This is a genomic window from Romboutsia lituseburensis DSM 797 (assembly GCF_900103615.1).
GTDB classification, from domain to species: Bacteria; Bacillota; Clostridia; order Peptostreptococcales; family Peptostreptococcaceae; genus Romboutsia_F; species Romboutsia_F lituseburensis.
Genome location: NZ_FNGW01000005.1, coordinates 14,735 through 27,993, shown reverse-complemented (window position 1 = coordinate 27,993; position 13,259 = coordinate 14,735). Strand labels below are relative to the sequence as shown.

Below are 13,259 nucleotides of genomic sequence, written 5' to 3'. Positions count from 1 at the left end.
TATGTTAAGTGTTATTAATTCAAGTAATTTAATAGGTATAGAAAGTCATTTAATAAAAGTTGAAGTAGATATTGCAAATGGACTTCCTTGCTTTAATATAGTAGGTTTAGCTAGTACAGAGGTTAAAGAATCTAGAGATAGAGTTAAATCTGCAATAATAAATAGTGAATATAATTTTCCAAATTCTAGAATTGTAGTAAACCTATCTCCAGCGGATATGAAAAAAGAAGGTTCTTTTTTTGACTTGCCTATAGCGATAGGGATTTTAAGGAAATTAATAAAAAAGAATCAAACGTATTTAGATGAAAGCCTATTTATAGGAGAATTATCTTTAGATGGTAATGTTAGGAAGGTAAAGGGAATTTTACCTATAGTAATTTCAGCTAAAAAAGATGGTTTAAAACGAATTTTTTTACCTATAGATAATATATTAGAAAGCTCCTTTGTAGATGATATAGAGCTAATACCTATAAAATCACTAAAGGATTGTATAGATATATTAAATGAAAGGAAAATAGTTAAGTTAAATGAAATATTAAACAATAAGAAAGATTATGATCATAGCCTAGATTCAGAAAGTAAAATATACGATGAAGATTTTGAAGATGTAAAAGGTAACTATTTTGTTAAAAGAGGTGCAGAAATTGCTGCAGCAGGAAATCATAATTTACTTATGATTGGCCCTCCAGGATCAGGCAAAACTATGATAGCTAAAAGAATTAGAACAATACTTCCACAGTTAGATAAAGAAGAAATGATAGAAGTTAGTAAAATATATAGTGCATCAGGCCTTATATGTGAAAATGAAGGAATTATATATAAAAGACCATTCAGATCTCCACATCATACATCTACGAGACAATCGTTAATAGGAGGTGGGATAAATGCATCTCCAGGAGAAGTGGTTTTATCACATAATGGAGTTTTATTTTTAGATGAAATCGCAGAATTTGATAGACGTATTTTAGAAACTCTAAGGCAACCAATAGAAGATAAATATATAAATATATCTAGAGTAAGACAAAATATAAAATATCCATGCAATATACTATTAATAGGTGCTATGAATCCATGTCCATGTGGATATTATATGTCTGAAAATGAATGTAATTGCAGAAGTTATGATATAGATAGATATAGAAATAAAATTTCAGGTCCTCTTTTAGATAGATTTGACATATTTATAGAAGTAAATTCTGTTTCATATGATGAGTTAAATAATAGAAAGAAATCAGAGAGTTCAAACTCAATTAGAAAAAGAGTACAAAATGCTAGAGATATCCAAAATGATAGATTTAGAAATGAATCAATAAAAACTAATGATGAAATGAAATCATCTAAACTTTTAGACTATTGTAATTTAAATAAAGAAGCACTAAATACTATAAAAATAATTTTAAATAAATATAAACTTAGTAATAGAAGTTACACAAAACTATTAAAAGTGGCAAGAACTATAGCAGATTTAGAAAATGAAATGAGTATAAGTTCTAATCATATTATGGAAGCTTTTTCTTTTAGGAAAGCTTATTATACTTACTTTAAATAAGGAGTTGAAAAATGAATAAAAGAGATGCATACTTATGGTTGAACTCAATAGAAGGTATTACGAATAAAAATATACAAATAATAAAAGAAAATATAAATAATATAGAAGCTTTAATTCATTTAAGTGATAAAGAAATCTATGATTTGAAAAATATAAACTTGAAAATAAAACAAAATATAGTAAAATATAAAAGTCTAACTTTTTTAGATGAAATAAAAAATAATCTTAAAAAAGAAAATGTAGAATATATATGTATTGAAGAAAAAGGTTATCCTGAAAACTTAAAATATATACACAATGCTCCAAGTATATTATTTTATAAAGGAGATATAAGTTTAGTAAATAAAAATTTTAACTTAGCAATGGTAGGTTCAAGAAAAGCAACAACCTATGGAATAAATTGTGCAAAATCAATTGGAAAATCTCTTTCAAATTTAGGAATAAATATAATTAGTGGATTAGCTATTGGGATAGACTCTTATGCTCATATGAGTTGTATAGGAGGTAATGGTAAAACTATAGCAGTATTAGGTTCACCTGTTAATAATATATTACCTAAAAAAAATATTTATTTAGCTAATAAAATATTAGAGGATGGAGGACTTATATTATCTGATTACAATATAAATTCTAAAATATTTCCAAGTAATTATGCTAATAGAAATCGTATAATAAGTGGTATAAGTGACGGAGTAATTGTAGTGGAAGCGGCTAAAAAAAGTGGAGCTTTAATTACTGTTGATTTTGCCTTAGAACAAGGCAAAAACGTATTTGCTATACCAGGGAATATAAACTCTTTTATGAGTGAAGGATGTAACAAGATTATAAAAGAAGGTGCAATACTTATAAATAATATAGAGGATATTTTGAATGAATACGAAATACTTAATATAAAACAGGAAGAAAATTTAAAAAATTATGAAAATACTGGTTTAAATAAGGAAAGTATTCAAATAATAGATACTATAAAAAAACAAGGTGTCTTGCATATAGATGAAATTTGTGATAATACTAGAATGGAAATAAAATCTGTAAATGCAATATTAAGCGAATTGGTCTTAAAAGATGTATTAATAGAAATGAATAATAAAACGTACAGTTTAAATGTATAAATAACATAAGTAGTGGGGGTGTGTGGTTTATGGCCAAAACATTAGTCATCGTGGAATCGCCTGCGAAAGCTAAAACCATAGAAAAATTTTTAGGAAAAAGTCACTATACTGTAAAAGCTTCAGTAGGACATATTAGAGATTTACCTAAAAGTAAGTTAGGTGTAGATATAGAAAATAATTTCGAACCTCAATATATTAATATACGAGGAAAAGGCGATGTAATAAAAGAGTTAAAGAAAGAAGCTAAAAAATCAAAAAAAGTTTATCTGGCAACTGACCCCGATAGAGAAGGGGAGGCTATTTCATGGCATTTAGCTCACATATTAAGTTTAGATGAAAGTGAAGATTGTAGGATAGAATTTAATGAAATAACAAAAGATGCTATTAAAAAGGCGATAAAAAGCCCTAGAAATATAGATATAAGCTTAGTAGATGCACAGCAAGCTAGAAGAGTATTAGATAGATTATTAGGATATCAAATAAGTCCAATACTATGGCAAAAGGTAAGAAAAGGGCTTAGTGCAGGTAGAGTTCAGTCTGTAACTACAAAGCTAATATGTGATAGAGAGAAAGAGATAAAAGCATTTATTCCTAAGGAGTATTGGACAATAGAGCTAGAAGCTAAAACCAATTCTGATGAAGATATAAGTTTAAAGTTTTATGGTAAAGGTAGCGAAAAAGTAGAAATAGAAAATGAGGAAACTGTAAATAAAATCTTAAAAGATATAGAGAATAAGAGTTTAGATGTAGTATCCATAGAATCTAAATCAAGAAGAAAATCAGCTCCTAAACCATTTACAACAAGTATGCTACAACAAGAAGCTGCAAATAAGTTATCTTTTACAACTAAGAAAACTATGAGTGTAGCTCAAGAATTATATGAAGGTATTGATATAGATAAAGAAACTGTAGGTCTTATCTCTTATATAAGAACTGACTCAAAGAGAATATCTGAGGAAGCTAAGGAAAAGGCAAAAGGATATATTCTAGATGAAATAGGAGAAAACTACTATAAAAATGCAAATGAAAAAAAAGAAAAAAAAGAGACTAAAAAAGTTCAAGATGCACATGAGGCTATTAGACCGACATATGTAGATAAAACACCTGATAGTATAAAAAGCTATTTAACTAGAGATCAGTATAAACTGTATAATTTAATATGGAGAAGGTTTGTTGCAAGTCAAATGGAAGACTCTGTATTTGATATTTTAAATCTAGAATGTAAAATAGGAGAATATACATTTAAAGCTACTGGTTCAAAGATGAAATTTGATGGATATACGAAAATATATAACTTTACTGATAGAGAAGATAGAATACTTCCTGCTATAAATGAAGGGGATATTTTAGATGTAAAAGATATATTACCTAACCAACATTTTACTCAGCCACCTGCAAGATTCACAGAGGCAAGTTTAGTTAAAACATTAGAAGAATTAGGTATAGGTAGACCAAGTACTTACGCTCCAACAATTGCAACTATATTAAATAGAGAATATGTTGAAAAGCAAGGCACTAGTTTATGTCCTACAGAACTTGGTATAATAGTAACTGAAATATTAGAGAATAACTTCCAAAAATTTATAGATGTTGATTTTACGGCTCAAATGGAAAATAAATTAGATGAAATTGAAGAAGGAAGTATAGAGTGGAAGCAAGTTGTTTCAGAAGCATATGAACCATTAAAAGAAGCTATAGAGATAGCTAAGGAAAGTATAGAAAAAATAAATATGGATGAAGAAACTGATGAAATTTGTGAAAACTGTGGAGAAAACATGGTTATTAAGTATGGTAGATTTGGAAAATTTATGGCTTGCAAAAATTATCCAGAATGTAAAACTACTAAACCATTGGTTAACAAAATAGGTGTAAAATGTCCAAAGTGTCATGATGGAGATATAATACTTAGAAAGTCTAAAAGGGGCAAGGCCTTTTATGGATGTTCTAATTACCCAGAATGTGATTTTGTAGCATGGAATAAGCCTACAGGTGATACTTGTAAGCATTGTGGATCATATATGATAGAAAAGGTAACAAAGAGTGATACAAAGATAATTTGTTCAGATAAAGAATGCCACAAACAGCATGGAAAAGATGATGAATTAGAGGCTAAAGATGAATCAGTGAAAGAAAATATCGAAAATTAGAAAAATAACAGATATTGTATTGAAAAAGGGGTAAAATTGTGATAAGATTGCAATTGCACAATTAGTACAATGTAGGGAAAATATTTAAATAGATAGATGTGAATATATAAGCTTAGAAGGCTAATTTACATGAGGAGATGAATTATAAATGGCAAGTGAAGTATTACAAAAAACGAGAAAGATAAATAAAACACTACAAACAAGTGGTGGAAGTAATGTGTCTTTTGATTTATTAGCTGGATCATTAGGAGAAGTTTTAAATGCTAATACATATATTTTAAGTTCTAAAGGGAAAGTATTAGGATTATATCTTCATGATGAAATGGACAGCTCGGTTGTTGTTGAAGAAAATACAAAGCAAAAGAAGTTTCCAGAAGAATACACTAAAAATATGTTAAAAATATCTGAAACTAAAGAAAATTTAACTGGAGATGATTTATTAAATTTATTCCCAGATGAGAGAGATAGAACTCATAAAAACACTACTATAGTACCTATATTAGGTAGTGGTCAAAGATTAGGAACTTTAGTTTTATCAAGATATGATGAACTTTTCACAGATGATGATTTAGTTATAGCTGAGTATAGTGCAACCGTTGTCGGTCTTGAAATATTAAGAGCAATAGGTGAAGAATTAGAAGAAGAAATGAGAAGAAAAGCTGTAGTTCAAATGGCTATAGGAACTTTATCTTATTCTGAATTAGAAGCTGTAGAGCATATATTTGAAGAACTAGATGGAAGAGAAGGCTTACTTGTTGCTAGCAAGATAGCTGATAGAGTTGGTATAACTAGATCTGTTATAGTAAATGCATTAAGAAAATTTGAAAGTGCTGGAGTTATAGAATCGAGATCTTTAGGAATGAAGGGTACACATATAAAGATACTTAACGATAAACTTATAGACGAATTAAACAAAATAAAGAATAATCATTAATAAATGCAAATTTTTATAAAAAGGTATCTATATAAATATAGATACCTTTTATTTCATTGTTATGATTTTTCAGAAAAATTAAAGGAGTGATATTATGCCTTTAGCTGATAAAATAAGGCCAACAAATATAGATGAGGTAGTGGGACAAAGCCATATTATCGGGAATGATAAAATTTTAAATAGAATAATTAAATCATCTTTTTTGCCTAATATGATATTTTTTGGTCCTCCTGGGGTTGGTAAAACAACTATAGCAGAAATAATAGCTAAGGAGAGTAATAAAAATTTTTATAAGATAAATGCAACAAATTCATCTTTGGATGATGTTAAAAAAGTTATATCTCAACTCGACACTATAAACAGCCTAGGTGGCATTTTATTGTATATAGATGAAATACAAAGCTTTAATAAAAAACAACAACAATCTATATTAGAGTTTATGGAAAATGGTAAAATAACTTTAATAGCAAGTACCACAGAGAATCCTTACCATTATGTATATAAAGCTCTTTTAAGTAGATCTAGTATATTTGAATTTAAACCAATAAGTGATATAGAAATCGCAAGAGGATTAAAACGAGCAGTAGAAATTTTAAAAGAAGATAGTTATATAGATATAAATTATACGGAAGATGCATTAATGGATATAGCTAGAGTAAGTGATGGAGATATGAGAAAGGCTCTAAATACATTAGAAATGGTTGTTTATTCAACAAGACCTAACGTAAATAACATTGTAGATATTACACCTGAAAATGTAAAGAAAAATACATTTAATAAAATACTAAATTATGATAGAGATGGAGATAGTCATTACGATATATTGAGTGCATTTCAAAAATCTATAAGAGGTAGTGATCCACAAGCTGCAATACATTATTTAGCGAGGCTTATAAAAGGGGAAGACTTGATAAGTATCTGTAGAAGGCTTTTAGTTATAGCAAGTGAAGATGTAGGGCTAGCTTATCCAAATGCTATAGTTATTGTAAAAGCATGCGTAGATAGTGCAATGCAAATTGGATTTCCTGAAGCTAAGATACCTTTAGCACAAGCGACACTCCTTTTAGCTACATCACCAAAGTCTAACTCAGCGTATTTAGCCATATCAAATGCTTTAGATGAGTTAGAAAATGAATTTATCATGGATATACCAAATCACATAAAAGATGCACATTATAAAGGAGCTAAAGATTTAGGAAGAGGTTTAGAATATAAATATCCTCATGATTTTAAAAATAATTATATTAAACAACAATACTTACCAGATAACATAAAAAACAGTGAGTATTATAAACCACAAAATAATAAAACAGAACAAAATATAAAAAAATATTTGCAATATTTAAATGAAAGCAATTAAAATAATAAAAAAGATAATATAAAAATATTCATAAATGACTGTAGATTATTAATAAAATATTATAAAACTTAAAATACACAATTTAAATTATAAAAGTTGAGGTAGAGTTTAAATTTTGAATTTTATATCAGGGGGAAGTTTTATGATTGTAAAGCTAGATAATAGCCATCACAATGAGCTTATGGAGTATTTAAACAAAGAACCAGAATTTAATTTACTTATAATAGGTGACATAGAAAGGTATGGTTATGATAATTACTTTTTTAATATATGGGGGAATATAAAAAATAATGGTTGCATAGAAGGGGTGTTAGTGAAATACTTTGAGTTTTTAACATTTTATTCTTATGATATATTTGATGTTAGTGCATTTGCCAAAATTATAAATAGATTGAATTATAGTGAAATAAGTGGGAAAACATGGTGTATTGAGGCGCTAGAATCAAAACTTAATTTAAGCAAAAAAAGGATTGTTAATTTTTGTAAACTTGAAAATATGAATGATTTAAACGAAAATGAAATGAAAGTTAAAATAAAGAAAATAAGATTTGGAAATATAAATAAAGTAGTAAGGTTATATGAATCTATAGAAGAGTTTGAAATAACTAGTGCAGAAAATATCAAAAATGGTTTAAAATCAGGAAGAGGATATTGTGTAGAAATTAACAGACAAGTAGTTGCGATGGCTAAAAGTACGTCTGAAAATCATACTCATGCAATGATTGTTGGTGTAGGAACTCATCCGGATTATAGGAATAATGGATATGCTACTAGATGTATAATAAAAATATGCAAAGAACTTTTGGGTGAGAATAAAATACCTTGTTTATTTTATGATAACCAACAAGCGGGCAAGATATATAAAAAAATAGGATTTAAAGAGTTAGGAAAGTGGAGTATTTGCTATAGATAATTGTGAAATTTAAATAAAAATAAAGCACAAAACTTATGTTTTAGTGCTTTATTTTTTTGTTTAAAATTTAGTGAAAAAAATATCTATATAAGGTATAATTTTATATGTTGTAGAAAACATTTTTTTTAAACAACATATCGATAAATAATTAGGGAAATTTTAGGAGGAGATTATGTATAAAATAGGAATAGATGTAGGTGGAATGAGTATAAAAGCTGGAATCGTAAAAGATGGTCAGATAATTAGCAAAATGAGCAAAGAAACAAATTGTGAACGTGGGGTTGAAGGATTATCTCAAGATATAGCTGATTTAGTTGAAGATATTCTATCTCAAAATAATATAGATATTAAATCTGTAAGTAATATAGGTATAGGTATACCTGGCGTAGTTACAAATGAGGGGGCTGTAACTTGTGTGAATTTAGGATTAAAAAATTCTTTAATAGTTCCAATTTTAGAAGAAAAATTTAAAGGGACTAAGGTTTCGATAGGTAATGATGCTAATGTAGCAGCACTTGCTGAATTTTCGTATGGAAGTATGAGGGGTTATGAAAGTGGAGTTATGATAACGCTAGGAACTGGAATAGGCGGAGGTATTATTATAAATGGTAAGCTTATAACAGGTGCTAATGGTATAGGTGCTGAAATCGGTCATATGATGTTATCTACGAATTACTTTGATTGTAATTGTGGGAATAATGGATGTTTTGAAACGTTTTGCTCAGCAACTGCTATAATAAAGTATGCTCAAAAATTAGCTGAAGAAGGCAAAACAACAAAAATAATTGAATATGCAGAAGGTAATTTAAATAATATAACAGCTAAAATGGTATTTGATGCATATAGAGAAGATGATAGCGTTGCAATCGAAGTTGTAGATAGATTTAAAAAATACTTAGCTATGGGGCTTGCTAACATAGTTAATTTTATAGATCCTCAGGTTATATCTATAGGCGGAGGAGTTTCAAATGCTAGTGATATAATGCTTAATGGGCTAAATGATAAAGTTAAAAAACATCTTCCATTTAAAGAGGGAAATATAGGAGATATAGTAATTGCAGAATTTAAAAATGATGCAGGGATTTTAGGAGCATCTGCTCTTTAAAAAATAACTCTTTCTATTTATATAAATAGAAAGAGTTATTTTTTATGAAACTGATTTAGAAAGTGTAATTTTATGTTTAAGAACCTATTAAGTTGGTATAAATTAAATGAAACTAAGTATAATAAGTCAGTGAAAAAATAAGTAAAATATCTATGAATTTAAAACCTAGTAAAATAGTATGGATTTAATGTTGACAAAATTAGTAGGATATCATAAAATGATATTGAAGATAATTCCTACTAATTTAGTAAGGATTAGATTTCAAAGTGAAGGGTGATAAAATATGAAACTATCGACTAAAGGTAGGTATGGACTTAAGGCTATGTTTGAATTGTCATTAAATCAAGAAAGTGGTCCTGTACCCTTAAAATATATTGCTAAAAAGCAAAGTATCTCTGACCAATATTTAGAACAAATATTTTCGTCTTTGAAAAAATCTGGACTAGTTAAAAGTGTAAGAGGTGCTCAAGGAGGGTATCTATTAGCTAAAGAACCTAAAGATATTACTGTAGGTGATATACTAGTAGTTTTAGAAGGTCCAGTATCTTTATCAGATTGTGTATTAGATGAAGATATATGTGAAAATTCAGACGTATGTGTAACGAAAGTAGTTTGGGAAAGAATGAAAAAGGGAATAGAGGATGTAATACACTCTATTACTCTTCAAGACATGATAAATGACTACAATAAAAACAAACTAGAAAATGATATAACAAATTTAATTATAAAGTAGATAGGGAGACGATAGAAATGGAAAAAAGAAGATTATATATGGATTATTCTGCGACAACTCCTGTTAAAAAAGAAGTATTAGATGCAATGATGCCATATTTAACAGATTATTTTGGAAATGCATCTAGTTTTCATACATTCGGAAGAGAAGCAAAAAATGCTTTAGATAAAGCTAGAGAACAAGTAGCAAATCTTGTAAATGCTAAACCAAGTGAAATATATTTCACAGCAGGTGGAACAGAAAGTGATAACTGGGCGTTAGAAGGAGTTGCTTTTGCGCATAGAGAAAAAGGAAATCATATAATAACATCAAAAATAGAACATCATGGTATACTTCATACATGTGAATACTTAGAAAAGCACCACGGATTTGAAGTAACTTATTTAGATGTTGATAGTGAGGGTAAAGTTAGTTTAGAACAACTAGAAGCTGCTATAAAAGATAATACAATATTAATAAGTATAATGTTTGCAAATAATGAAATTGGTACTGTACAGCCTATAGCAGAAATAGCTAAAATCGCTAAAAAGCATAAGGTATTATTCCATACTGATGCAGTTCAAGCTGCTGGAAATATTCCTATAGATGTTAAAGAATTAGATGTAGATTTAATGAGTATGTCTTCTCATAAAATATATGGACCTAAAGGGATAGGGGCTTTATATATAAAAACAGGAACAAAATTACACACATTTGTACATGGTGGAGCTCAAGAAAGAAGAAGAAGAGCAGGAACTGAAAATATACCATCAATAGTAGGATATGGAAAAGCTGCTGAAATAGCAAAATCTAATATGGAAAATCATGTTAAGAACCTTACAGAGCTAAGAGCAAAATTAATAAATCAAATATTAGAAAAAATACCTTATACAAGAGTAAATGGTAGCTTAGATGATAGATTACCAGGTAATGTTAACTTCTCATTTGAATTTATAGAAGGAGAAGGTATATTATTACTTCTAGACATGTTAGGTATAGCTGCATCTAGTGGTTCTGCCTGTACATCAGGATCTTTAGATCCATCACACGTTTTAATGGCAATAGGATTACCACATGAGATAGCTCATGGATCACTTAGACTTACAATAGGTGATTTTACAACTGAGGATGATATAGATTATATAATAGAACATTTACCAGCAGTTATAGAAAGACTAAGAAGTATGTCTCCATTATATGATCAAGCTATGAAAAATAAATAAAAAAATTGATTAAGGTATATATAATTTAGGTATATATCAATCAAGAAGTAAATTGAAATTAATATACGATTTAGATAGATTAAATATCAAGAATATTTAAGGAGGATTAGGTTATGCAATACAGTGATAAAGTTATGGAACATTTCATGAATCCAAGAAATGTTGGGGAAATAGATAATGCTAGTGGAATTGGAGAAGTAGGAAATGCTAAATGTGGAGATATAATGAGAATATATCTTGATATAGAAAATGAAATAATAAAAGATGTTAAATTTAAAACATTTGGATGTGGATCAGCTATAGCAAGTTCTTCAATGGCTACAGAAATGGTTAAAGGAAAAACTATACATGAAGCACTAGAAGTAACTAATAAAGCCGTTGCAGAAGCTTTAGATGGTTTACCACCAGTTAAAATGCACTGTTCAGTTTTAGCTGAGCAAGCAATAAAAGCAGCATTAATAGATTATGCTAAAAAGAACAATATTCACATACCAGAATTAGATGGTGTAGTGATAGATGATGATCATGATCATCACCATGATATAGAGGAAGAAGAAGCCTAAAAATAATTAAGCGGTTAAAATATCCCTTTTGAGTATATACTCAAAAGGGATATTCTGTTATTATAAAGCTGAAAATAATATAAAAAATAATTATCAAACTTAAAATCATTTTAAGTTTATACTTTTAAAAATAATGTAAAATATATATAATATTAGAATATAAAGAACGAGGTGATGACATGAAAAAAAAAGTAATGATCGGTATGAGTGGTGGAGTAGATAGTTCTGTTGCAGCATATTTATTAAAAGAACAAGGATATGATGTAATAGGTGTTACTATGAAGCTTTGGCAAGATGATGATGATGAATTAATAGAAAATGAAGGTGGATGTTGTTCATTAGCAGCTGTAGAAGACGCAAGAAAAGTTGCTGATAGAATAGGTATACCTTTTTATGTATTAAATTTCAGTGAAGTATTTAAGGAGAAGGTAATAGAACCTTTTATAGATGAATATTTAAATGGAAGAACTCCTAATCCATGTATAGCTTGTAATAAGCATATAAAGTTTAATGATTTTTTCAATAAGGCACGTCAAATAGGATGTGATTATGTGGCAACAGGTCACTACGCTAAAATTGAAAAAGATGAAGAAACAGGAAGATATTTATTAAAAAAATCTGTTACAGACAAAAAAGATCAAACTTATGCGCTGTATAATTTAACTCAAGAACAGTTAGAGCATACGTTACTTCCAATAGGAGACTATGAAAAAGAAAGAGTAAGAGAGATTGCTAAAGAAATAGGAATAGATGTACACAATAAACCAGATAGTCAAGAGATATGTTTCGTAAAAGATAATGATTATGCTGGATATGTAAAAAAACACTCTAAAAAAAGAATTGAAGAAGGTTATTTTGTAGATACTAAAGGCAATGTATTAGGAAAGCATAAAGGAATAGTAAATTACACAATAGGTCAAAGAAAAGGACTAGGAATAGCATTTGGTAAACCTATGTTTGTAGTTGATATAAATGCTAAGAAAAATACTGTTGTTTTAGGTGATAATGAAAATTTATTTAATAAAGTGGTTATAGCTAAAGACGTTAACTTTATTCCATTTGATGAAATAAACGGACCAATAAAAGTACAAGCTAAAATAAGATATTCAGCTAAACCATCTCCAGCTACTGTATATAAAATTGATGAAAATAAAATAAAGATAGTATTTGAAGAACCTCAAAGAGCTATAACAAAAGGTCAGTCTGTTGTTATGTATGATGGAGACATCGTAATAGGTGGAGGAATAATCTGCTAATTAAATAAAAATCATAATTTTAAAATACAAATAAACTATATTTTACCTTTAAATTTAAAATAAAGTTTAAAATCTATATAATTATGGTATTGATTAATTATATAAAATTTAGTAATATAACATATATAACTTAACTGAAAATAAAATTAACTTTAAATACAATGATGAGAAGTAGTAAATTATTTGATGTCTTACAGAGAGAGGGAATTGGTGTAAGCCCTTAGAATAAAATAGTTGAAGCAGTCTTTGAGTATCAATCTTGAAATAATAGTATGGATTGACGGTAGTTACGTTATAGCTAAGGTTTTCCGAAGATATCGTGTTTTTCATGATAATTAGGGTGGTACCGCGAATATAATCCTCGCCCCTATAAGTTTTTTATAGG

11 protein-coding genes and 1 other annotated feature are annotated in these 13,259 nt (G+C 28.2%); all 11 genes read left to right on the top strand.

Going from position 1 to position 13,259, the window contains the following annotated elements; all coding sequences use genetic code 11:
• Nucleotide 1 precedes the first annotated feature (1 nt).
• The 11 genes from BLP75_RS10690 (at nt 2) to mnmA (ending at nt 12,874) form a co-directional block, all read left to right on the top strand.
• On the top strand, nt 2–1,549 hold the full coding sequence (locus BLP75_RS10690) for a YifB family Mg chelatase-like AAA ATPase (RefSeq protein ID WP_092725968.1): 1,548 nt from the start codon (nt 2–4) through the stop codon (nt 1,547–1,549).
• 11 nt (nt 1,550–1,560) lie between these two features.
• Nucleotides 1,561–2,661, top strand: a complete 1,101-nt coding sequence (gene dprA, locus BLP75_RS10685; protein ID WP_092725966.1) for a DNA-processing protein DprA — start codon at nt 1,561–1,563, stop codon at nt 2,659–2,661.
• A 29-nt stretch (nt 2,662–2,690) separates the two neighbouring features.
• Nucleotides 2,691–4,808, top strand: coding sequence for a type I DNA topoisomerase (topA, locus tag BLP75_RS10680; RefSeq protein WP_092725965.1), 2,118 nt, complete (start codon nt 2,691–2,693; stop codon nt 4,806–4,808).
• Between the two features lie 148 nt (nt 4,809–4,956).
• A complete protein-coding gene (codY, locus tag BLP75_RS10675; protein WP_092725963.1) occupies nt 4,957–5,742 on the top strand; it encodes a GTP-sensing pleiotropic transcriptional regulator CodY in 786 nt (261 codons plus the stop codon).
• Between the two features lie 94 nt (nt 5,743–5,836).
• Nucleotides 5,837–7,102: a replication-associated recombination protein A gene (locus BLP75_RS10670; protein WP_092725962.1), complete on the top strand. Its 1,266-nt coding sequence runs from the start codon at nt 5,837–5,839 to the stop codon at nt 7,100–7,102.
• A 142-nt stretch (nt 7,103–7,244) separates the two neighbouring features.
• Nucleotides 7,245–8,015: a GNAT family N-acetyltransferase gene (locus tag BLP75_RS10665; protein WP_092725960.1), complete on the top strand. Its 771-nt coding sequence runs from the start codon at nt 7,245–7,247 to the stop codon at nt 8,013–8,015.
• A gap of 172 nt (nt 8,016–8,187) precedes the next feature.
• Nucleotides 8,188–9,120 carry an ROK family protein gene (locus BLP75_RS10660; RefSeq protein WP_092725959.1) on the top strand — a complete coding sequence of 311 codons (933 nt, stop codon included), beginning with the start codon at nt 8,188–8,190 and terminating at the stop codon, nt 9,118–9,120.
• A 283-nt stretch (nt 9,121–9,403) separates the two neighbouring features.
• Nucleotides 9,404–9,853 (top strand): RrF2 family transcriptional regulator, encoded by a 450-nt coding sequence (locus BLP75_RS10655; RefSeq protein WP_092725957.1) that lies wholly within the window; start codon nt 9,404–9,406, stop codon nt 9,851–9,853.
• 17 nt (nt 9,854–9,870) lie between these two features.
• Nucleotides 9,871–11,055, top strand: a complete 1,185-nt coding sequence (gene nifS / locus BLP75_RS10650; protein ID WP_092725956.1) for a cysteine desulfurase NifS — start codon at nt 9,871–9,873, stop codon at nt 11,053–11,055.
• Nucleotides 11,056–11,168: 113 nt separating this feature from the next.
• Nucleotides 11,169–11,618: a Fe-S cluster assembly scaffold protein NifU gene (gene nifU / locus BLP75_RS10645; RefSeq protein ID WP_092725954.1), complete on the top strand. Its 450-nt coding sequence runs from the start codon at nt 11,169–11,171 to the stop codon at nt 11,616–11,618.
• 179 nt (nt 11,619–11,797) lie between these two features.
• Nucleotides 11,798–12,874 carry a tRNA 2-thiouridine(34) synthase MnmA gene (gene mnmA / locus BLP75_RS10640; RefSeq protein ID WP_092725952.1) on the top strand — a complete coding sequence of 359 codons (1,077 nt, stop codon included), beginning with the start codon at nt 11,798–11,800 and terminating at the stop codon, nt 12,872–12,874.
• A 152-nt stretch (nt 12,875–13,026) separates the two neighbouring features.
• Nucleotides 13,027–13,246, top strand: a binding site (T-box leader).
• Nucleotides 13,247–13,259: the final 13 nt, after the last annotated feature.